17 protein-coding genes are annotated in these 20,906 nt (G+C 72.9%); 6 read left to right on the top strand and 11 right to left on the bottom strand.

Annotated elements, in window-relative coordinates; all coding sequences use genetic code 11:
• Positions 1-26: 26 nt before the first annotated feature.
• The 5 genes from ABZ479_RS24875 to ABZ479_RS24895 form a co-directional block, all read right to left on the bottom strand.
• On the bottom strand, positions 27-428 hold the full coding sequence (locus ABZ479_RS24875) for a hypothetical protein (RefSeq protein WP_500463678.1): 402 nt from the start codon (positions 426-428) through the stop codon (positions 27-29).
• 95 nt (positions 429-523) lie between these two features.
• Positions 524-1,546 carry a LacI family DNA-binding transcriptional regulator gene (locus ABZ479_RS24880; protein WP_500463615.1) on the bottom strand — a complete coding sequence of 341 codons (1,023 nt, stop codon included), beginning with the start codon at positions 1,544-1,546 and terminating at the stop codon, positions 524-526.
• A 22-nt stretch (positions 1,547-1,568) separates the two neighbouring features.
• Positions 1,569-2,474 (bottom strand): carbohydrate ABC transporter permease, encoded by a 906-nt coding sequence (locus ABZ479_RS24885; protein ID WP_500463616.1) that lies wholly within the window; start codon positions 2,472-2,474, stop codon positions 1,569-1,571.
• Entirely contained in the window at positions 2,474-3,394 is a 921-nt protein-coding gene (locus tag ABZ479_RS24890) for a carbohydrate ABC transporter permease (protein WP_500463617.1), read from the bottom strand. Before ABZ479_RS24890 ends, ABZ479_RS24885 begins: the two co-directional genes overlap by 1 nt.
• 137 nt (positions 3,395-3,531) lie before the next feature.
• Complete coding sequence (locus ABZ479_RS24895) at positions 3,532-4,848, bottom strand: ABC transporter substrate-binding protein (RefSeq protein ID WP_500463618.1); 1,317 nt, start codon at positions 4,846-4,848, stop codon at positions 3,532-3,534.
• Positions 4,849-5,004: 156 nt separating this feature from the next.
• Between ABZ479_RS24895 and ABZ479_RS24900 the strand changes: the two genes are divergently transcribed.
• A complete protein-coding gene (locus tag ABZ479_RS24900; RefSeq protein WP_500463619.1) occupies positions 5,005-7,020 on the top strand; it encodes a beta-galactosidase in 2,016 nt (671 codons plus the stop codon).
• A 9-nt stretch (positions 7,021-7,029) separates the two neighbouring features.
• Here the strand turns inward: ABZ479_RS24900 and ABZ479_RS24905 are convergent, their stop codons facing one another.
• Complete coding sequence (locus tag ABZ479_RS24905; RefSeq protein WP_499606189.1) at positions 7,030-7,797, bottom strand: IclR family transcriptional regulator; 768 nt, start codon at positions 7,795-7,797, stop codon at positions 7,030-7,032.
• A gap of 112 nt (positions 7,798-7,909) precedes the next feature.
• Between ABZ479_RS24905 and ABZ479_RS24910 the strand changes: the two genes are divergently transcribed.
• Positions 7,910-9,439, top strand: coding sequence for an aldehyde dehydrogenase (NADP(+)) (locus ABZ479_RS24910; RefSeq protein ID WP_500463620.1), 1,530 nt, complete (start codon positions 7,910-7,912; stop codon positions 9,437-9,439).
• A gap of 639 nt (positions 9,440-10,078) precedes the next feature.
• Here the strand turns inward: ABZ479_RS24910 and thpD are convergent.
• The 5 genes from thpD to ABZ479_RS24935 form a co-directional block, all read right to left on the bottom strand.
• Positions 10,079-10,984: an ectoine hydroxylase gene (gene thpD, locus ABZ479_RS24915; protein ID WP_500463621.1), complete on the bottom strand. Its 906-nt coding sequence runs from the start codon at positions 10,982-10,984 to the stop codon at positions 10,079-10,081.
• 5 nt (positions 10,985-10,989) lie between these two features.
• A complete protein-coding gene (locus ABZ479_RS24920) occupies positions 10,990-11,388 on the bottom strand; it encodes an ectoine synthase (protein WP_500463622.1) in 399 nt (132 codons plus the stop codon).
• A 19-nt stretch (positions 11,389-11,407) separates the two neighbouring features.
• Complete coding sequence (ectB, locus tag ABZ479_RS24925; protein WP_500463623.1) at positions 11,408-12,679, bottom strand: diaminobutyrate--2-oxoglutarate transaminase; 1,272 nt, start codon at positions 12,677-12,679, stop codon at positions 11,408-11,410.
• Between the two features lie 47 nt (positions 12,680-12,726).
• On the bottom strand, positions 12,727-13,221 hold the full coding sequence (gene ectA / locus ABZ479_RS24930; RefSeq protein WP_500463624.1) for a diaminobutyrate acetyltransferase: 495 nt from the start codon (positions 13,219-13,221) through the stop codon (positions 12,727-12,729).
• A 368-nt stretch (positions 13,222-13,589) separates the two neighbouring features.
• Positions 13,590-14,678, bottom strand: coding sequence for a pyridoxal-phosphate-dependent aminotransferase family protein (locus ABZ479_RS24935; protein WP_500463625.1), 1,089 nt, complete (start codon positions 14,676-14,678; stop codon positions 13,590-13,592).
• A 68-nt stretch (positions 14,679-14,746) separates the two neighbouring features.
• Here ABZ479_RS24935 and ABZ479_RS24940 point away from each other — a divergent pair, with 68 nt between their 5' ends.
• The 4 genes from ABZ479_RS24940 to ABZ479_RS24955 all read left to right on the top strand — a co-directional run bounded on the left by ABZ479_RS24940 (position 14,747) and on the right by ABZ479_RS24955 (position 20,903).
• Positions 14,747-15,847 (top strand): amidohydrolase family protein, encoded by a 1,101-nt coding sequence (locus ABZ479_RS24940; protein WP_500463626.1) that lies wholly within the window; start codon positions 14,747-14,749, stop codon positions 15,845-15,847.
• Positions 15,848-16,015: 168 nt separating this feature from the next.
• The gene (locus ABZ479_RS24945; protein ID WP_500463627.1) at positions 16,016-16,642 is read left to right on the top strand and encodes a hypothetical protein; all 627 of its coding nucleotides are present in this window, start codon (positions 16,016-16,018) and stop codon (positions 16,640-16,642) included.
• 212 nt (positions 16,643-16,854) lie between these two features.
• Positions 16,855-17,955 carry an SCO1860 family LAETG-anchored protein gene (locus ABZ479_RS24950; RefSeq protein WP_500463679.1) on the top strand — a complete coding sequence of 367 codons (1,101 nt, stop codon included), beginning with the start codon at positions 16,855-16,857 and terminating at the stop codon, positions 17,953-17,955.
• 200 nt (positions 17,956-18,155) lie between these two features.
• Entirely contained in the window at positions 18,156-20,903 is a 2,748-nt protein-coding gene (locus ABZ479_RS24955) for an ABC transporter substrate-binding protein (protein ID WP_500463628.1), read from the top strand.
• Positions 20,904-20,906 lie beyond the last annotated feature (3 nt).

The following is a 20,906-nucleotide window of genomic DNA, read 5'->3' on the forward strand; positions in this document are numbered from 1 at the left end:
GCACGTCCTGACCGGGCGCGGGCGGGTCACGCGGCCGCGGTGCCCCCGGGGGTCGCGGCCCGGGCCCCGCGGCCCTCGTACCAGAGGGCCGCGCCCGTCACCAGCGCGCCCACGCCCTCCCACACGCCGACGCCGAGGAAGCCGGACGGCGCCCGGCCGACCACCACGGCCGTGGTGAAGACGGCGAAGGTCAGCAGCCGGAACGGGACCGTCCAGCGGAAGAAGGCGCGCCAGTCGGCGAGGGCCGCCAGGACGTAGTACACGCCCATGTTCAGCGCCGCCATCGAGGAAGCCGTGAGGAAGACCAGGGTGTGGTCGCCGGCCGCGCGGTGGTCCGGCCGGGCGAAGCCGAGCAGGGAGAGCTGGACGGCCGGCGAGACGATCCCGACGATGCCGAGCGCGGCGGCGAGCAGACCGAAGACGGCCATGGTCCAGCCGGAAAGGGAGCGGGGGAGACGCACCGGTCCTCCAAGTCCGGGGGCGACGGCTTCGGCGCCCCAACTCCCATGATCCTATGGGATGTTCAGGTCGACTCCCGCCGCACGAGCTCCGTCGGGAGGATCACCCCGGACGGCTCGTCCCCGGCGATGCGGGCGAGCAGCAGCCGCACCATCTCGGCGCTGATCCGGTCCCAGGGCTGGCGGATGGTGGTCAGCGGCGGCAGCGTGGCCAGCGCCGCCGGGGAGTCGTCGAAGCCGCCGACCGCGACGTCCTCCGGGACCCGCCGCCCGGCCCGCTCCAGCGCCGCCAGCGCGCCCTGCGCCATCAGGTCGGAGGCGACGAAGACCGCGTCCAGGCCGGGGGAGCGGCCCAGCAGGGCGGTCATCGCGGCCTCCCCGCTGGCCCGGCTGTAGTCGCCCTCGGCGACCAGCGTCCCGTCGGCGGGCAGCCCCGAGGCGGCCAGCTCCTCGCGGTAACCCGCCAGGCGCTGCACACCGCCGGGGGTGTCCAGCGGGCCGGTGATCATGGCGATCCTGCGCCGTCCGGAGGCCACGAGGTGCCGCACCATCCGGTGCGCGCCGCCCCGCTCGTCGGCCGCCACGTACGCGACCCGGCCGCCCTGCCCGAGCGGCTCACCGCAGGCAACGACCGGCACCCCGGCCTTCTCCAGCCGCTCGGCGACCGGGTTGCCCGAGTGGCTGGACACCAGCAGCACGCCGTCGACGTGCCCGGCGGTGATGTAGCGGGTTATCCGCCGCCGCTCGGGCTCGTCGCCGGCGATCATCAGCAGCAGCGGTATGTCGTGCGCGGCCAGCGCCTGGGTGCAGCCGCTGAGCAGCACGTTGAAGTTCGGGTCCTCGAAGAAGCGCTCCTGCGGTTCGGTGAGCAGGAAGCCCACCGAGTCCGACCGCCCGGTGATCAGGCTGCGGGCGTGCCGGTTCACCACGTAGCCGGTACGGCGGATGGCGGCGTTGACCGCCTCCATCGCGGCCGGGCTCACGTTGTGCCCGCCGTTGAGGACGCGCGACACCGTGCCCCGCGACACGCCCGCCTCGCGGGCCACGTCGTGGATCGTCGGGGGACGGCGTCGTTCTGTGCGGCTCATACCGTTCTTCCTTCGGGGCTCCTCAGGACTTTACGGCCCCGGAGAGCAGGTCCAGGCTCCAGAACCGCTGGATCACCAGGAACAGTGCGATCAGCGGCATGATCGCCAGCATCGCACCGGTGATCACCAGCGTGTAGAGGGCGGGCGCCGAGGCGCCCTGCTGGAGCAGGGTGAACAGGCCGAGCGTCACCGGGAACTTCTCGTCGTCGCCCAGCATGATGAACGGCAGCAGGAAGTTGTTCCAGATCGCCACGAACTGGAAGAGGAAGACGGTCACCAGTCCGGGCAGCATCACCGGCAGCGCGATCGTCCGGAAGATCCGCCACTCGCGCGCCCCGTCCACCCGGGCCGCCTCCACCACCTCGTCCGGCACGGCCGCGGAGGCGTAGATCCGCGCCAGGTAGATGCCGTACGGCGCCAGGACGCTCGGCAGCAGCACCGACAGGTAGCTGTCGGCCAGACCCGCCTTGGCCATCAGCAGGTACTGCGGGATCGCCAGGATGACCGGCGGCATCAGCACCCCGGTCAGCAGGACGTTGAAGATCGCCTCGCGGCCCCGGAAGCGGTACTTCGCGAGCGCGTAGCCGCTCACCGCGGACACCGCCGTCGACAGCAGCGCGCCGAAGCCAGCGTAGAAGAGGGAGTTGAGCATCCACCGCCAGTAGACGCCGTCGCGGTACGCCGTGAGCGCGGAGACGTTGCCGGCCAGGCCGGTGCCGGGCAGGAAGGTGAACGTCGCGAACAGTTCGCGGCTGCTCTTCGTCGACGCGACCAGCACCCACGCCACCGGGAGCAGGCAGTAGGCCGCGCCGAGCAGCAGTACGACGGTCGGGACGAGACCGGCGCCGCGGCGCCGCCGCGGTGCGGTGGCGCGGGCCGCGGTGGTGGCGGCGGCCCGCCGGTCGAGGGGGGTTGCCGTGACGCTCATCAGGAGGCTCCCTGCCGGGTACGGGAGTTGGCCGCCCGCAGGAAGCCGAAGGACAGGACGAGGGTGACGAGGGCGATGACCACCGAGGTCGCGGCCGCCGAATGGAGGTCGCCGCGGACGAAGGCGTCCTGGTAGACCTTCATCAGCGGGCTCCAGGTCGTGGAGATGGAGTTGGTCATCCCCTTCAGGGTCATCGGCTCGCCGAAGACCTGGAAGGTCGCGATCATGGAGAAGAAGAAAGTCAGCACGAGCGCCGGCGCCACCGTGGGGATCTTGACCCGCAGCGCGATCTGCAGTTCCGAGCAGCCGTCGATGCGCGCGGCCTCGTAGATCTCGGCGGGCACCGCCCGCAGCGACGTGTAGATCACGATCATGTTGAAGCCCGTGCCGCCCCACACGGCGACGTTCGCCAGGGCGCCGAACAGCGCGCCACCGGTCAGCAGGTCCGGCTCGGGCAGGCCCATCGCGCCCAGCGCGTAGTGGAGCGGGCTGAGCGAGGGCAGGTAGAGGAAGCCCCACAGCAGGGCCGCGACCACTCCGGGCACGGCGTACGGCAGGAAGATCGCCAGCCGGGAGAAGCCGCGCAGACGGGTCCGCTGCGCGTCCAGCATCAGCGCGAACAGCAGGGCGAGGCCCAGCATCACCGGCACCACGACGGCGCCGTAGCCGAGGATGCGGGCGGCGCCGTGCAGGAGTTCGGCGTCGGACAGGACGGAGGTGTAGTTGGACAGCCCCGCCCAGGCCTCGCCGCGTGCGCCCCGGCCCAGGCCCAGGCCCTTGACCTCGATCTTGCGGAAGCTCAGGTAGACGGCGTAGCCGATGGGGAGCGCGAAGGTCGCGGCGAACAGGACGAGGGCGGGGAGGAGGAAGCCGTAGGGGGCGAGGCGTCGGGTGCGCCGGGCGGCGGGCGTGGGCGGCATGGGCGGCTCGTTTCGGGCGGCGGGCGACTAGTTGGCGGGCGACGGAAGGCAGTTGGCGGGCGGCGGGTGGAGCACCGGGCGAGCGGGGGACCGGGGGCGCGTGGTGCCCCCGGTCGGCATCGAGGGGCTGCCGCGCGTCACTCCGCGACGGAGAAGCCCTGCTTCTTCATGTCGGCGACCGTCGCCGACTGCACCGCGCCCAGCGCCGGGCCGAAGCCGGCCTTGTCCTGTGCCGCCTTGCCGAAGGCGTCCTTGAACGCGCTGTAGGCGACGTTCACGTTCGGGCCCCAGGCGCCGGGGGCGGTGGTCTTCGCGATCTCGGCGGCCCTGGTGTAGAAGTCCGGCTGGTTGGAGAAGAACTCCGGCGCCTGCGCGAGCGCGTCCCCGCTCTGCGCGGCGGTGGCCGCCGGGTAGATGCCGCCGTTCTTCACCAGGGCCGTCACGGCTTCCGGGTCGGTGTTGAGCCAGGTCGCGAACTTCACCGCCGCGTCCTTGTGCCGGGAGTCGTTGCTCACGCCGGTCGTGGAACCGCCCCAGCTGCCGGTGAGGGCCTCGCCCGCGTTCCACTGCGGCAGCGGTGCCATGGCCCACTTGCCCTTGGTGTCGGGCGCGGCCGTCGTCAGCACGCCCGGTGCCCAGACGGCGCTGACCCAGGCGATCTGGGTGCCGGTGTTGAGCGCCTTGTTCCAGGCGGGGGTGTACATCGGCTGGTTGTCGATGACGCCCTCCTTCACCAGGCCGCCCCAGAAGTCGGCGACCTTGGTGGACGCGGCGTCGTCGATGGCGACGTCCCACGTGTCCCCGCTGGTGGTCCACCACTTCGCGCCCGCCTGCTGCGACAGGCCGGCGAACAGGCCGGGGTCGGTCGCCGAGAAGGTGGTCAGCGACTTCGTGGCGTCCTTCTTCTTCAGGGCGCGGGCCGTCCGCGCGAACTCGTCCCACGTCGTGGGCACGCTCAGGCCGTACTTCGTGAACAGGTCCTGGCGGTAGTAGAACATCAGCGGCCCGGTGTCCTGCGGGATCGCGTACACCGCGTCCGAGCCGAGGGTCACCTGCTGCCACACACCGTCGGCGAAGTCCTTCTTCGCGTCGCCCGCCTGCCCGGATATGTCGGCCAGGACGTCGTTGCTCACCAGGGTGGGGAGGGCCTGGAACTCGGCCTGCACGAGGTCGGGGGCCTTGTGCGCCTTCGACGCGGTGATGATCTTGGTGACCAGGTCGTCGCCCGACGCCTGCTTCTTCACCGTGACCGTGATCCCGGCCTCCTTGCCGGGGCCCGCGTTCCAGACCTCCGCGACCTTGTCCAGGCCCGGAGCCCAGGCCCAGTAGGTGAGGCTGACCGGTCCGGACTCCGCCTTGCCTCCGTCCCCGCCGTCGTCCGACGAACCGCAGCCGGCCGACAGCGTGGTGGAGAGCGCGGCCGCCGCGAAGGCGGCGACGAGGCGCTTGTTCATGGGTTCCTCCCCTGACGAGGGTGTGCGGGGCGCTGTGAGCGTTCACAGTAGAGAAACATCTCCGACACTTGTCAATGCTTGTGGCCCTGCGGTTACCTTGGCCGAGCCGCCCCTCGGGCAGCTGTGCACGTTCCCAGAGTTGACCCAGGAGATCCCATGGCGCGCCTCGCCTACGGCGGCGACTACAACCCCGAGCAGTGGCCCGAGGAGGTCTGGCAGGAGGACGTCCGGCTGATGCGCGAGGCCGGTGTGACCATGGTCAGCGTCGGCATCTTCGCCTGGTCGAAGCTGGAGCCCGAGCCCGGCCGTTACGACTTCGGCTGGCTCGACCGGCTGCTGGACCTGCTGCACGAGCACGGCATCCACGCCGACCTCGGCACCCCCACCGTCGTACCGCCTGCCTGGTTCTACGCGGCCCATCCCGAGGCGCTGCCGGTCAGCCGCGAGGGCGTCCGCTACGGCTTCGGCTCGCGCGGCGCCATCTGCCACAGCTCCGCCGCCTACCGTGCGGCCGCCGCCGGGATCACCGAGCGGCTGGCCGAGCGCTACGGCCGGCATCCCGCGCTCGCCCTGTGGCACGTCCACAACGAGTACGGCGTGCCCGTCGGCGCCTGCTACTGCGAGGCGTCCGCAGCGGAGTTCCGGCAGTGGCTGCGGGCCCGCTACGGCACCCTCGACGCCCTCAACACCGCCTGGGGCACCGCCTTCTGGGGCCAGGCCTACGGCGACTGGGCGCACGTCGACGCCCCCCGGCTGACCCCCACCGTCGCCAACCCGGCCCAGCAGCTCGACTACGCCCGCTTCACCGACGAGACCGTCCGCGGCAACTTCACCGCCGAGCGCGACATCCTGCACCGGCTGTCACCGGGCGTCCCCGTCACCACCAACTTCATGACCGCGCTCAGCCAGTGCGACTCCATGGACTACTGGGCCTGGGGCCGCGAGGTCGACCTGGTCACCAACGACCACTACCTGATCACCGACGGCCGCCGCACCCACGTCAACCTGGCGATGGCCGCCGACCTCACGCGCTCCGTCGCCGGCGGCGCCCCCTGGCTGCTGCTGGAGCACTCCACCAGCGGTGTCAACTGGCAGCGCCGCAACCCCGCCAAGGCACCCGGCCAGATGGCCCGCAACAGCCTCGCCCACGTGGCCCGCGGCTCCGAGGGCGCCCTGTTCTTCCAGTGGCGGCAGTCCCGCTACGGCGCCGAGAAGTTCCACTCCGCGATGCTGCCGCACGCCGGCACCGACAGCCGTGTCTGGCGCGAGGTCGTCCGGCTGGGCGCCGACGTCGCCGCCCTCGCCGAGGTTGCCGGCACCCGGACCGTCGCGGACGCCGCGGTGCTGTGGGACTGGCAGTCCTGGTGGGCGCAGAAGCTGGAGTGGCGGCCCAGCCAGGACCACGACGCGCGCGAACGCGCCGACGGCTTCTACGAGGCCCTGTTCGACCGGCACCTGACCGTCGACTTCGCCCGGCCCGATGCCGACTTGTCGGCCTATCCCCTTGTCGTCGTCCCCGCGCTCTACCTCACCACCGAGGCCGCCGGGCGGAACCTGCGCGCCTACGTCGAGGGCGGCGGCACGCTGCTGGTCTCCTACTTCTCCGGCGTCGTCGACGAGCACGACACCGTCCACCCGGGCCCGGTGCCCGGGGCCCTGCGGGACGTGCTCGGCCTGACGGTCGAGGAGTTCGCGCCCCTGCTCGACGGGGAGAGGGTCCGGCTCGAAGGCCCCGGAGGCCCCATCGGCCTCGAGGGCCCCGCGCTCACCGGCGACCTGTGGACCGAGGTCGTCGTGCCCCGCGGCGCCGAACCGGTCTGGACGTACGCCGACGGACCCGCCGCGGGCCGCCCCGCCGTCACCCGGCACGCCCTGGGCGACGGCACGGCCTGGTACGTCTCGACCCGGCTCGGCCCCACGGGACTGAACGCGGTCCTGGCCGCCGCCGCGGAGGACGCGGGACTGCCGGAGCGGGCCGAACTGCCGCGGGACGTCGAGGTCGTCCGCCGCGCGGGCGAGCAGGGCACGTACCTCTTCGTGATCAACCACACCGGGGCCGAGGCGAAGGTGCCCCTCGACGTGCCCGGCAGGGAACTGCTCACCGGGGAGCGGGTCATCGGGCGGCTCAGCGTGCCGCCGGGCGCCGTACGGGTGCTGCGCGAGGAGTCCTGACCGGGACGGTCACAGACGCCGGGTCGCCAGGGTGAGGCGGTCGCGCGCGTCGAAGAGGGCGTCCTTGATCAGCTGCTCGTGGGCCGGGGTCAGCCGGGCCACCGGCACCGAGCAGCTGATCGCGTCACGGGCGGGCGTGCGGTAGGGGATGGTCACCCCGAAGCAGCGCAGGCCGAGCGTGTTCTCCTCGCGGTCGACGGCGTAGCCCTGCTCGCGGATCTGGTGCAGCTCCTCGATCAGCTTCTCGCGGTCGGTGTGGGTGTGCTCGGTGAGCGGTTCCAGCGTCTCCGGCAGCAGCTTGCGGACCTGCTCGTCGGTGTACGTGGCGAGCAGGGCCTTGCCGAGCGAGGTGGAGTGGGCCGGCAGCCGGCGCCCGACCCGGGTGAACGGCCGCAGGTAGTGCGAGGACTGACGGGTCGCCAGGTACACGACGCTGGTGCCGTCCAGCCGGGCCAGGTGGATCGTCTCGCTGGTGTCGTCCGAGAGCCGGTCCAGGGTCGGGCGGGCCGCGGCCACGACCTCGTCGCCGTCGATGTACGAGGTGCCCACCAGCAGGGCGCGCACGCCGATGCCGTAGCGTGTGCCGGTGGCGTCGGTCTCGATCCAGCCCAGCTCGACGAGCGTGCGCAGCAGCATGTACAGGCTGGACTTGGGGTAGCCGACGGCCTCCTGCACGGCGGCCAGGCTGTGCATGCCGGGCTGCCCGGCGAAGAACTCCAGCAGCTCCACCGTCCGCACCGCGGATTTGACCTGCGCCCCGCCCTCACCTGCAGCCATCTGGAGTGGACCCCTCTTGTTCGGCCGGGACCCGCGCAAGTAGGCTCCCGAACAGATTCACAGTTGCGGATGCTGTTCAGCATATCGAACGGAAGGCCTGGAGGTACCCGCGGTGGCCGTACCAGTGTGGAGCGTCGATCCCCGAACCGGGAAGCAGCGGGAGCAGGTCGCCGTGGAAGCCACCGCCGAGGAGGTCGACGCCGCGGTACGCGTTGCCGCCGCGGCCCTCCCGGCACTGGCCGACCGCGAGGTGCGGGTCCGTCTGCTGCGTACCGCGGCCGACTTCCTGGAGGAGGCCGGCCCCCGCATCCTGGAGGCCGCCGACGCCGAGACCGCCCTCGGGCCGGCCCGCCTCACCGGTGAACTCGGCCGCACCGCCTACCAGCTGCGGGCCTTCGCCGAGATCGTCGAGGAGGGCGCCTTCCTCGACGTCATCATCGACCACGCCGACGCGACGCTCGCCCCGCCCCGGCCCGACCTGCGGCGCTACAAGATCCCGCTCGGCGTCGTGGCCGTCTACTCCGCCAGCAACTTCCCGCTCGCCTTCTCCGTGCCGGGCGGCGACACAGCCAGCGCCCTCGCGGCCGGCTGCCCCGTCGTCGTCAAGGCCCACCCCGACCACCCCGCGACGAGCGAGCTGTGCGCGGACGCGCTGCGCCGTGCGGCCGTCGAGGTCGGGCTGCCCGCCGACGTCGTCTCGGTGGTCCACGGCTTCCAGGCCGGCATCGACCTCATCAAGCACCCGCTGGTCTCCGCCGCCGGCTTCACCGGCTCCGTGCGGGGCGGCCGCGCCCTCTTCGACGCCGCCGCGGCACGTCCGGTGCCGATCCCGTTCCACGGCGAACTCGGCAGCCTCAACCCGGTGGTCATCACGCGGGCCGCCGCGGAGGAGCGCGCCGAGCAGATCGGCGCCGGACTTGCCGGGTCCGTGACGCTCGGCGTCGGCCAGTTCTGCGTCAAGCCCGGCCTCGTGCTGGCCCCGGCGGGGGAGGCCGGCGACCGCCTCCTCAAGTCACTGGCCGCCGCGGTGGGCGACGTCGCCCCCGGCACGCTGCTCGACGCCCGCATGCGGGACAACTTCATCGCGGGCGTGCGCGAACTGACGGCGCTCCCGGAGGTGGAGGCGCCGGTCGAGCCCGGCGACGGCGGCGAGCACCTGGTGCGCGCCGGCTTCGTCTCCGTCCCGGCCGCCCGGCTCGCGGAGGACGGTGAGCACGACGCGCTGCTGGAGGAGCACTTCGGGCCGGTGACGGTCGTCGCGCGGTACGGCAGCGAGGAGGAGGTCGAGGGGGTGCTCGGACGGCTCCCCGGGAACCTCACGGCGACGGCGCACCTGAGCGAGGCCGAGGCGTCCGGCGGCGACGGCTCCGGCGCGGAACTGCTGCGCCGGCTCACGCCGCTGGCGGGGCGCGTCGTGGTGAACGGCTGGCCCACCGGGGTCGCGGTGGCCCCGGCCATGCACCACGGCGGCCCGTACCCGGCCACGACGTCGACGTCCACCTCGGTGGGCGGGACGGCGATCGAGCGGTGGCTGCGGCCGGTCGTGTACCAGGACGCGCCCGAGGGGGTGCTGCCGGCGGAGCTGCGCGACGGGAACCCGTTGGGGGTGCCGCGGCGGGTCGATGGGCGGCGCGAAGTGTGAGGCTTACGCCTCCTGCGCCGGGTGAGTTGTGTGCGGCCCGGTGGTTGTGTGCGGCGCCGTTGTGGTTGCTGTTGGGTTTCTCCCCCACCCTCCCGCCCGATTGCCCGGCGCGATTGGTGCGGGTCCCGCACCTCGTTGTGGGGTCGGGGCCGCGCCGGCGCACGTCCTCAACGCTCGCGGTTTGCGTCCACATCCTTGGGCGCCGCACTTAACCGCTCGTCGTTTCCGGGCGCACCCCGACACACCCCCTCCCGTCGTATGGGCGCACAACGGCCGGTGGGGGTGTGGAGGCAGTCCGGGGTTCCCCCGGACCGCTTGCTGACCCCCGCGGTTCGAGCCCGCATCATTCGGCACCGGGTCCGCCGCTCGCCCTCCCCTGGCCTTCGGCCAGGGGAGCACCTCCCCCACGCCCCTTCCTGTTGTGCGGACGCAGGGTGTCCCGTTGGGGGTGCGTCGGACAGGTGCGGTGTCCCCGGGCTGCCTTGTGACCACCCACCGGCCGTTGGTCGCTGAACCGGCGGAGGGGGTGGGGGAGTTGGGGGCACCCCCGGCCGAAGGCTGGGGGAGGGCGGGAGGGTGGGGGAGAAACCCAACAGAAACCACAACGGCGCCGCAGACAACGGCGGGCGTCCCGGAGGGTCAGGGCACGGGGGTGAAGTCCCGTGCCCCGATGAACTCCGGACGGCGGACGGGCGCCGCGAACGGCTCTCGCGCCGCGTTCTCCACGCTGTTGAAGACGATGAACACGTTGCTCCGCGGATACGGGGTGATGTTGTCCCCGGAGCCGTGCATGGCGTTGCAGTCGAACCACACCGCGGACCCGGGCGGCCCGGTGAAGAGCCGGATCCCGTGCCGGCCCGCCAGTTCGGTGAGGGCCGCGTCGGAGGGCGTCCCCGCGTCCTGCATCTGGAGGGACTTCTTGTAGTTGTCCTCCGGTGTCGCGCCCGCGCAGCCGAGGAACGTCCGGTGCGAGCCCGGCATGATCATCAGGCCGCCGTTGGTGGCGTGGTTCTCGGTCAGCGCGATCGAGACCGAGACCGCGCGCATGCGGGGCATCCCGTCCTCGGCGTGCCAGGTCTCGAAGTCGGAGTGCCAGTAGAAGCCGGAGGCGCCGAAGCCCGGCTTGACGTTGATCCGGCTCTGGTGGACGTAGACGTCCGAGCCGAGGATCTGCCGGGCGCGGCCGACGACCCGGGGGTCGCGGACCAGCTCGGCGAAGACCGGGCTGATCTTGTGCACCTCGAAGACCGAGCGGATGTCCTGGGACTTCGCCTCCACGATGGACCGTTCGTCCGCGCGTACGGCCGGGTCGGCGCACAGCCGCTCCAGTTCGGCGCGGTAGCGGGCCACGTCCTCGGGCCCGATGATCGCGTCCACGGGGAGGAAGCCGTCGCGGTCGAAGTCGCCCAGTTCGGACGGCTGGAGCGGGCCGGACGTGCCGGGTGCGCCCCAGACGACCGGGTCCTGGCGCGGGGTCAGCACCTCGGCCGTGCCGCGGGTGGGGTAGAGGTCGGTCCTGGGGTCGTGCGTCGTCGCGGTGGTCATCGTGGTCACGCTCCCTCGGTGAGCAGGGGGTAGACGCCGTTCTCGTCGTGCACCTCGCGCCCGGTGACGGGCGGGTTGAAGACGCAGACGAAGCGCAGGTCGGTCTCGGGGCGCACGGTGTGCCGTTCGTGGCCGTCGAGCAGGTAGAGGGTGCCGGGGGAGATCCGGTACTTCTCGCCGGTCTCGTCGTCGGTGAGTTCGCCCTCGCCCTCGACGCACAGCACCGCCTCGACGTGGTGGGCGTACCACATGGAGGTCTCGGTCCCGGCGTACATCACGGTCTCGTGCAGCGAGAAGCCCACGCGGTCGTCGGCCAGGACGATGCGCTTGCTGCGCCAGGTGCCGGTCTCGGCGGTGACGTCGCGGGCGGTGCCCTCGATGTCCTTCAGGGATCGCACGATCACGGTGGGACGGTTCCTTTCTTCAGGCGGTCTCGCGGACGGAGCGGGCGAGGGTGCGCAGCCCCTCGTCCAGTTCCTCGGGCGTGATGGTCAGGGCGGGCAGCAGCTTGACGACCTCGCCGCGCGGGCCGGAGGTCTCCAGCAGCAGGCCCAGTTCGAAGGCGCGGGCGCACACCCGGGAGGCCCGGCCGGGGTCGGTGAACTCCAGGCCCCACACGAGGCCGCGGCCCCGGTGGCGGGTGCCGGAGCGCGCGTGCTCGGTGCGGATCTCGCGCAGCACGGCCTCGGTCTGCTCGCCGCGCGCCAGCGTCTGCTTCTCCATGCTCCCGCCGTCCGCCCAGTAGGTGTCGAGGGCGGCGGTGGCCGTGACGAAGGCGGGGTTGTGGCCGCGGAAGGTGCCGTTGTGCTCGCCCGGCTCCCAGATGTCGAGTTCGGGCCGGAAGAGGGTCAGCGCCATCGGCATGCCGTAACCGCCGATCGACTTGGAGAGGGTGACGATGTCCGGCACGATGCCCGCCTCCTCGAAGGAGAAGAACGGGCCGGTGCGGCCGCAGCCCATCTGGATGTCGTCGACGATCAGCAGCATGTCGCGGCGCCGGCACAGGTCGGCGAGCCCGCGCAGCCACTCGGGGCGGGCGACGTTGATGCCGCCCTCGCCCTGGATGGTCTCGACGATCACGGCGGCGGGCTGGTTGAGGCCGGAGCCCTGGTCCTCCAGCAGCCGTTCGAACCACAGGAAGTCGGGGACGCGGCCGTCGAGGTAGTTGTCGAAGGGCATCGGGGTGCCGTGCACCAGGGGGATGCCGGCGCCGGCCCGCTTCATCGAGTTGCCGGTGACCGCGAGCGAGCCCAGCGACATGCCGTGGAAGGCGTTGGTGAAGGACACGACCGACTCGCGGCCCTTGACCTTGCGGGCCAGTTTCAGCGCCGCCTCGACGGCGTTGGTGCCGGTGGGGCCGGGGAACATCACCTTGTGGTCCAGCCCGCGCGGGCGCAGCACGACGTCCTGGAAGCGTTCCAGGAAGGCGCGCTTGGCGGTGGTGCTCATGTCGAGGCCGTGCGTGATGCCGTCGCGCTCCAGGTAGTCCAGCAGGGCGCGTTTGAGGACGGGGTTGTTGTGCCCGTAGTTGAGGGCGCCGGCGCCGGAGAAGAAGTCGAGGTAGTCGTGGCCGTCCTCGTCGAACAGGCGGCTGCCCTGCGCGCGGTCGAAGACGGCGGGCCAGCCGCGGCAGTAGCTGCGGACCTCGGACTCGAGGGTCTCGAAGACGGACGTGGCGGGCGGGGAGAGGGTCACCGTGCATTCCTTCTGTGGGGGAGGAGGAGTCGTGCGGGACGGCGGGGTCAGACGAGGGGACCGATGCGGTAGAGGACTTCGGGCTGGTGGCCGTCGGGGAAGAGCGCCGCGTCGAACAGCACCTCGCGCTCGGTCCGTGCTCCGTGGCGGGCGCCGAAGGACGTGAACAGGCGGTGCGAGGCCTCGTTGTCCGGGGTGATCGTGGTCTGGACCTCGCGTACGCCGGCCGCGGCGGCCCGTTGCGCGAGGTCGTCGAGCATCGCGGCCGCGAGCCCCCGGCCGCGGTGCGCCTCGTCCACGGCGACCTGCCAGACGACGAGGGTGCGGGGGCGTTCCGGGCGGACGTAGCCGGTCACGAAGCCGATCGGTTCGCCGTGCTCGGTACGCGCCACCACGGAGGTGCCGGCGAAGTCCCGGCACCACAGGAGGTAGCTGTACGGGGAGTTCAGGTCCAGGGTCCGGGAATCCCGGGCAATGCGCCACAGTGCGGCGCCGTCCTCGATTCTCGGGGTGTCGAGCAGCAATTCACTGGCGGCGGTCATGCGGAAACAACGTAGCGGGCGGAATTCTCGACTGCATGCCGCGCAGGCCTTGTGACGTGCGGACGCCACTGATATCAGGCGCGCGGAGGCCGCCGGAAAGGGGTGTCCTGTCCGGATAATTCCGGGCTAAAGGGTGGGGTTGTGGGCTCGGTCACATCCTCGGAATCATCACGTCGTGTCGATGAAATCTTGGCGTTTGAAGCCGTTCTCCCGGGGCAGGAGTTGAATGCGGAATACCCCGGCCGATGTGCCGGATAATTCCCCGCTATTTGCCCGCTGTCAAGGCGTGCGGAATTCCGGGTGCCGAAACGGAAAGGGCCGCCCGGACTGTTCAGGACGGTCCGGGCGGCCCTCGGGACGCGGCGGCGTCAGGCCCGCAGGGCGGCCTCCGCCGCCGCGACGGCGGGCTCGGGGGCGGTGCCCAGCGCGCCGGCCAGAGCGTGCAGCGTACGGACGACCACGGCCGGGTCCGCGTCCCGGCCGTAGTGGTTGACCCGGACCATCTCCTTGGCGAGCGCCCCGCCCCCGGCGACCAGCGGGAGCCCCGGCTCCAGCGCCAGGGCGCGGGCGACCAGTTCGTCGGCCGCGACGCCGTCCAGGGTGCGCAACGTCGTCGCGACCGGCGCGGCGTCCTCGTCCCGGTACACGTACGGCTCAACGGCGGCGCCCAGCGCGGTCGCACCGGCCCGGGTCGCCGCCGCGGCGGCGCGGTGCCGGGCGGCCACCGCGCCGGGCCCGGCCTCCTCGATGAGCTCCAGGCAGGCCTCCAGCGCCAGCATCTCCAGCTGCGCGGGCGCGTGCGGCAGCGCCCTGCGCCCGGCGTCGATCCAGCGCTCCTTCCAGTCCAGCAACGACAGGTAGGAGCGGCGCGGTGCGGCCGGGTTGTCCGCCAGGCGCCGCCACGCGCGCTCGCTCACGGACACCGCCGACACCCCCGCGGGCCCGCCCATCGCCTTCTGGGCGCCGATCACGCACAGGTCCACGCCCCACGCGTCCACCAGCAGCGGCTCGGCCGCCACCGACGCGACCGCGTCGACCATGAACAGCGCGCCGTGCGCCCGGACCACCTCGCCGATCTCCGCGACCGGGTTGGTGTTGCCGGTGGCCGCCTCCGCGTGCACCAGCGACACGAAGTCGGTCTCCGGGTGCCCGGACAGCGCCCGTGCGACGTCGCCCGGGTCCACGGCGGCGTGGAAGGGCACCTCCAGGTCGACCACGGTGGCGCCCGCGTCCCGCAGCCAGTTGCCGAAGGTCTGGCCGTACGGCCCGGTGACGATGTTCAGCGCCGTCGAACCCGGGCGCGCGCCACCGCGGATGCAGCCCTCCAGCGGCAGCAGGGCCTCGCCCTGCATGATCACGACGTCCTGCCCGGTGTGCAGCAGCGCGGCGACTCTCCGCTCGATCGCGGCGAAGCGTTCGGCGGTCAGCGGGGGCAGGTCGAGCAGGGGGTGGGACACGGCGGCGCTGCTTCCTTCGGCGGGGGGTGTACCGCCCGAGGGTAACCGGCGGCTCGTAGAGTGCAGACATGGCTGATCGCGAGGCGCCGCAGGCACTGCACGTCAAGGGCCGCATCCTGGCCGGGCCGCGGGACGTACGGGACGAGCTCTGGGTGGTCGGCGGACGCGTCACCTACGAGCGCCCCGCCGGCCTCCGCGACGTCACCACCGTCGAGGGCTGGGTGCTGCCCGGACTGGTGGACGCCCACTGCCACGTCGGCCTCGACCAGCACGGCCCGGTCGACCCGGGCACCTCCGAGAAGCAGGCGCTCACCGACCGCGACACGGGCACCCTGCTGCTCCGCGACGCCGGTTCGCCCTCCGACACCCGGTGGATCGACGACCGCGAGGACCTGCCGCGGATCATCAGGGCCGGCCGGCACATCGCCCGCACCCGCCGCTACATCCGCAACTACGCCTGGGAGATCGAGCCCGAGGACCTGGTCGCCTACGTCCGCCGGGAGGCCCGCCTCGGCGACGGCTGGGTCAAGCTGGTCGGCGACTGGATCGACCGCGAGGCCGGCGACCTCACCGCGTGCTGGCCGCGCGGCGCCGTCGAGGCCGCCATCGCCGCCGCCCACGAGGAGGGCGCCCGCGTCACCGCCCACTGCTTCGCGGAGGACTCCCTGCGGGACCTGGTCGAGGCCGGGATCGACTGCGTCGAGCACGCCACCGGGCTCACCGAGGACACCATCCCGCTCTTCGCGGAGCACGGGGTGGCCATCGTCCCCACGCTGGTCAACATCGCGACCTTCCCGGACCTCGCCGACGGCGGCCAGGCCAGGTTCCCGCGCTGGGCCGACCACATGCGCCGGCTGCACGCCCGGCGCTACGACACCGTCCGCGCCGCCCACGAGGCGGGCGTGCGGATCTTCGCCGGCACCGACGCGGGCGGCTCCCTCGCCCACGGGCTGGTGGCCGGCGAGGTCGCCGAACTCGTCACCGCCGGCCTGCCCGTGCTCGACGCGCTCTCCGCCGCGACCTGGTCCGCCCGTGAGTGGCTCGGCCGCGACGGCCTCACCGAGGGGGCCTCCGCCGACCTCGTCGTCTACCCGGAGGACCCCCGGGCCGACGTCCGCGTGCTGACCGCGCCCCGGCGCATCGTGCTGCGCGGTCGCGTGGTGGGGTGACCCGGCGGGCGCGGGGGAGCCACCGTAGCGGAGGGCCGCCACCAATGCGCCCGGAATGACCCCGGAGCACCGATTCGGGTGATCCTGTGCGGGAAGAGTCGATCCATCCCTTTCCGTCGTGCTGCGATCGGTCCTACGGGCCGACACCGCAACGGGACGGGGAGCACCATGACCAGGCAGGGACCGCAGAAGTACCCGGGGGCCTCGCGCAGGTACTGGTACCAGGACGACTACGGCGGCGACGCGATGGAGGTCAACGCCGTCGTGCTGCACACCACCGAGGGCCGCAGCGTGCCGACGTACGGGGGCGGGAGCAGCGCGCCCAACCTGACGGCGAAACCCGACTTCGAGGACGAGAAGCTGGTCTGGTACCAGCACTTCGACATCGACATCTCCTCGCGCGCCCTGGTCAACCGGGCCGGCGGGGTGGAGACCAACACCCTCAACGTGTGCCAGGTGGAGCTGGTGGGCACCTGCGACCCCGACCGGCACGAGGACTGGGGCACCGCCGCCCGGCACCTCTACTGGCCCAAGGCCCCGCAGTGGGCGCTGCGCGAACTCGCCGAGTTCCTGGCCTGGATGCACACCCACCACGGCGTGCCGCTGAAGGGGCCGAAGCTCTGGCTGCCGTACCCCCGCTCGTACGGGAACGCGGGCGGCCAGCGGATGACCGGACGGGAGTGGAACGCCTTCCGGGGGGTCTGCGGCCACCAGCACGTGCCGGAGAACTCCCACGGGGACCCCGGCGCCCTCGACTTCGCCAAGTTGCTCGAATACACGCGATCGCAGGTGTGACGCACGGGAACGCATGTGCCGCAGGTTTCGAATACGGGGACGAAAACCACCCTTTGGAGTGAACCGGGCCCAGGCGGGTGCCGGTTCACTCTCCGTACGTAAATCATTACGGGGTCGAGGTCGCCCGGCGAGCGCGCTGTCCCCTTCAGCGGCGCCGTGGCGACTCCATGACCATTTGGGGGTTTTCCACTGTGTCCAGCTCTCCCTTCAGCATGCCCGCGCGCCGTCCCGCCGCCGCGCTGGGCGCCGCCGTCGCGCTGGCGGCGGGCGCCCTCGCGCTGGGGCCCGCGACCCCGGCCGCCGCGACCGGGGGGACCCACGGCTCGTCCGGCAAGGCCGGTGCGGTCGTCCTGCGGACCGGCCTGGAGGTCTCGCTCCTGCGCAAGTCCGTCGACGTGCCGCTGAACCTGACGCTCAACGAGGTCCACGCACCGGCCCGCGCCGACGAGACCGCGCTCACCGCCACCCTCGACGGGGTCGACCACGGCAAGCCGTTCAGCGTCCTGCGCGCCGACGCCGCCACCGCCCGGGCCACCGCCGACCGCCACAAGGCGGAGGGCTACGCCAAGCTCGTCAAGGCCCGCGTCAACCTGCCGGGACTGCCGCTCCTCGGGCTCATCAAGGCCGACGTGATCTCCGCGCGCGCCACGTGCGTGGCCGGCCGGAAGCCGGTCGCCGAGGTCGAGATGCCCGGCCACGTCGTCGTCCTCGGCAAGCGGGTCGCCGTCTCGGCCGGCGGTACGACGCAGGTGAAGGTGCCCGGCGTGGGCGAGGTCCGCCTCGACCTCGCCGAGCGGACCGTCACCTCGCGCGGCGCCGCCGCCACCGCCCTGGAACTGTCGGTGGAGGTGAACCCGCTCAAGCTCGGCGTCGCCGAGGTGAGCGGCACCGTCACCCTCGCGGGGGCCACCTGCGAGACGCCCCGCCGCGGCGGCCACGACGGTGGCGGGCACGGCGGTGGCGGGCACGGCGGTGGCGGTGGCCACCACGGTGGCGGCAACGGCGGCAACGGCGGAAACGGTGACGGCGGCGACGACGGCGGCGACGGCAGCGGCGAGGAGCCGCAGACCGGCGGCGAGTCCGAGCAGCCCTCGCAGTCCGCGCAGCCCACGCCGTCGACCGCGCCCTCGGAATCCGCGCGCGGCGACCAGTCGCCGCAGGCCGCTCCCGCGGCCACCGGTGACCTCGCCGAGACCGGCAGCAGCTCCATGACCCCGTACCTCGCGGGCGGTTCGGTGCTGCTGTTCGCCGCCGGATTCCTCGTGATCCGCAAGACCCGCCGCAAGCCGGCGGCCGAGAGCGCCCGGGACTGACGAACCCGGGTGACCCCAGGGGGCGGACCAGGGGTGAGGGGGGACGTGGAGGGCGGCGGAGTGTCCGGAGCCGCCCTCCACGCGCTCGTCCGTCACCGCCGTACGTCCCTCCCGACGCCCGCGGCCGTCCGAAAAGGGCAAATTCCACTACCCTGTTGGGAGTGTTCGCGCGCCCGTCGCGGACGGGGCCGGGGGGTCGCATGTTCGGGGGACGGTACGAGTTGCGGGCGCTGCTCGGCTCCGGCGGCATGGCCCGCGTCCATCTCGCCTACGACACCCGGCTCGGCCGGACCGTGGCCGTCAAGACCCTCCTGCCGGAGCTCGCCCGCGACCCCGAGGCGCGGCGCCGCTTCGCCCGCGAGGCGCGTGCGGCGGCCGGGCTCAACCACCCCGGCATCGTCACCGTCCACGACCAGGACGAGGTGACGACGGACGACGCGGTCGTGCCGTACCTGGTGATGGAGCACATAGAGGGCCGCACCCTCGCCGAACTCGCCCGCGAACAGGCTCCGATGGAGATCGAGCGGGCCGTCCGCATCACCTGCGACATCCTGGACGCGCTCGCCCACGCCCACGCCCGCGGCCTCGTCCACCGCGACGTGAAGCCCTCCAACGTCCTGATCACCGCCGGGGGCGCGGTCAAGGTCGCCGACTTCGGCATCGCCCGGGTCGTCCACTCGCTGTCCCGCATCACCGGCACCGGCTCCGCCATCGGCACCCCGGGCTACATGGCCCCCGAGCAGTGCGCCGGCGACGCCGTCGACGCCCGCAGCGACCTGTACGCGGTCGCCTGCATGCTCACCGAACTCCTCACCGGCACCGTGCCCTTCGCCGGGGCCACCCCGCTGTCGGTGATGTACGCCCACGTCCACCAGACGCCGGCCCCGCCCTCCGCACGCAACGCGCTGGTGCCGCCGGAACTCGACTCGATCGTGCTGTCCGCCCTGTCGAAGAACCCGGCGCTGCGTCCGCGCGGCGCCGCGGAGATGCGCGGCGCGCTGAACGGCTGGCTGGCCTCGCGGACCCCGCCCGCGGGCCCGCCCACCCTGCCCCCGCCGCCGAGCCGGCCGCCCGCGCTGCCCCACCCGGCGTACAACCCGCCCTCGTTCGGCCCGCCGTCCTACCCCACCCGGCCCGCCTGGGACACCCCCGTCCCGGCGCCCCGGCGGAGCCGCCGGGGCGTGGTGGCCGCGGTGACCGCGGCCGTCGTGGCCCTCCTGGTCACCGTGACGGTCCTCGTGGACCCCTTCGGCGACGACCCGGAGAAGCCGGTCGACCGCACCGCGCAGGACCTGATCGCCGCCCGCAGGCCCGCCGGTGGCTACAACGGCGCCCTCACCGGCGCCGTCAACCCGTCCGCCGCCAAGGGCGGCACCCTCAGGCTCATCACCGCCTACAACCCCGACTCCCTCGACCCGGCCCGCACCTACTCCCCGATCGTGTGGAACCTGGGCCGCCTCTACCTGCGCAAACTCGTCGACTTCGCCCCGCAGCCCGGCGCCGCGGGCACCCGTCTCGCCCCCGACCTCGCGACCAGCACCGGCGAGATCTCCGACGGCGGCCGCACCTACACGTACACCCTCAAGGAGGGCGTCACCTTCGAGGACGGCACGCCGATCACCTCCCGGGACGTCAAGTACGGCATCGAGCGCACCTTCGCCAGGGACCTCTACCCCGGCGGCCCCACCCACCTGCTCGACCTGCTCGACCAGGGGCAGGACTACCCCGGCCCGTACAAGGACACCGACCCCGACGGGCTCGGCCTGAAGAGCGTCGAGACCCCCGACGACCGCACCGTCGTCTTCCACCTCGACGCGCCCTTCGCGGACTTCCCCCACGTCCTGGCACTGCCCATGTCCTCACCCGTCCCGAAGGCGAAGGACAGCAAGGAGCGCTACCAGGACCGGCCCGTCGCCAGCGGCCCCTACCGCATCGCCTCCTGGGACACCGCGAACGGGCTGCGCCTGGTGCGCAACGACCGGTGGGACCCGGCGACCGACGCGATACGCACCGCGCTGCCCGACGAGGTGGAGCTCACCGTCGCCACGGACGCCGCCGCCGTGGACACCGCCCTGATGAACGGCACCGCCGACCTCGACCTCGCCCAGACCGGCGTCCAGCCGGCCACCCGGACCCGGGTCCTCGCCGACGACACGCTCAGGTCCCGTACGGACCTCGTCCAGACCGGCGCCGTCCGCTACTTCTCCCTGCAGACCGCCGTCGCACCCCTCGACGACTACCGCTGCCGCTGGGCCGTCCAGTACGCCACCGACCGCAGCCTGCTGCGCGCCGCGATCGGCGGCGAGGACGCGGGCGACGTCGCCGGCGGCATGCTCCCGCCGACCATCGGCGGCCACGACCGGCACCTGGACACCTACGGCACGGTGAGCGGCGGCTCCTACCCCGAACAGGCCCGGCGCTTCCTCGGCGAATGCGGCCACGCCAAGGGGTTCAGCACGGTCGTCGCCGTCTCCGGCAGCGACCCGAACGCCCGCAAGGTGGCGCAGTCCCTGGCCGGCCAGCTCGCCGAGGTGGGCATCAAGGCGACCGTGCAGACGCCCGACGCCGCCGACTTCTACGCCGCCCTCACCGACCAGCAGCAGATCAAGGACAAGGGCTGGGGCATCGTCCTGACCACCTGGCAGTCCGACTGGCCCTCCCCGGCCGGATTCCTGCGCCCGCTGCTGCTGCCGCGCAGCCCCAGCAACTACGCGGGGCTGGACGACCGGGAGATCAACTCCCTGATGGACGAGGCCGACTCCGAGACCAACCGCAACGCCGCCGACAACCTCTGGCGCACCGTCGACTCCACCGCCCAGGACCGCGGCACGCTCCTGCCCTTCCTCTACGACCGCCGCCTCAACTACCGCTCCGACCGCCTGACCAACGCCTACGTCCACCCGGCCCTGGGCGGCATCGACATCCAGGCGCTGGGCGTCAAGGGCTGAGCC

This window comes from Streptomyces sp. NPDC005722, assembly GCF_040630935.1.
GTDB lineage: Bacteria > Actinomycetota > Actinomycetes > Streptomycetales > Streptomycetaceae > Actinacidiphila.

What these genes read in the sequence shown, in the direction of transcription:
- ABZ479_RS24955 (WP_500463628.1), top strand. Translation starts at nt 18,156, where the DNA reads ATGTTCGGGGGACGGTACGAGTTGCGGGCGCTGCTCGGCTCCGGCGGC.
- ABZ479_RS24875 (WP_500463678.1), bottom strand. Translation starts at nt 428, where the DNA reads ATGGCCGTCTTCGGTCTGCTCGCCGCCGCGCTCGGCATCGTCGGGATC.
- ABZ479_RS24885 (WP_500463616.1), bottom strand. Translation starts at nt 2,474, where the DNA reads ATGAGCGTCACGGCAACCCCCCTCGACCGGCGGGCCGCCGCCACCACC.
- ABZ479_RS24880 (WP_500463615.1), bottom strand. Translation starts at nt 1,546, where the DNA reads ATGAGCCGCACAGAACGACGCCGTCCCCCGACGATCCACGACGTGGCC.
- ABZ479_RS24905 (WP_499606189.1), bottom strand. Translation starts at nt 7,797, where the DNA reads ATGGCTGCAGGTGAGGGCGGGGCGCAGGTCAAATCCGCGGTGCGGACG.
- ABZ479_RS24945 (WP_500463627.1), top strand. Translation starts at nt 16,016, where the DNA reads ATGACCAGGCAGGGACCGCAGAAGTACCCGGGGGCCTCGCGCAGGTAC.
- ectA (WP_500463624.1), bottom strand. Translation starts at nt 13,221, where the DNA reads ATGACCGCCGCCAGTGAATTGCTGCTCGACACCCCGAGAATCGAGGAC.
- thpD (WP_500463621.1), bottom strand. Translation starts at nt 10,984, where the DNA reads ATGACCACCGCGACGACGCACGACCCCAGGACCGACCTCTACCCCACC.
- ABZ479_RS24895 (WP_500463618.1), bottom strand. Translation starts at nt 4,848, where the DNA reads ATGAACAAGCGCCTCGTCGCCGCCTTCGCGGCGGCCGCGCTCTCCACC.
- ABZ479_RS24890 (WP_500463617.1), bottom strand. Translation starts at nt 3,394, where the DNA reads ATGCCGCCCACGCCCGCCGCCCGGCGCACCCGACGCCTCGCCCCCTAC.
- ABZ479_RS24900 (WP_500463619.1), top strand. Translation starts at nt 5,005, where the DNA reads ATGGCGCGCCTCGCCTACGGCGGCGACTACAACCCCGAGCAGTGGCCC.
- ABZ479_RS24940 (WP_500463626.1), top strand. Translation starts at nt 14,747, where the DNA reads ATGGCTGATCGCGAGGCGCCGCAGGCACTGCACGTCAAGGGCCGCATC.
- ABZ479_RS24950 (WP_500463679.1), top strand. Translation starts at nt 16,855, where the DNA reads ATGCCCGCGCGCCGTCCCGCCGCCGCGCTGGGCGCCGCCGTCGCGCTG.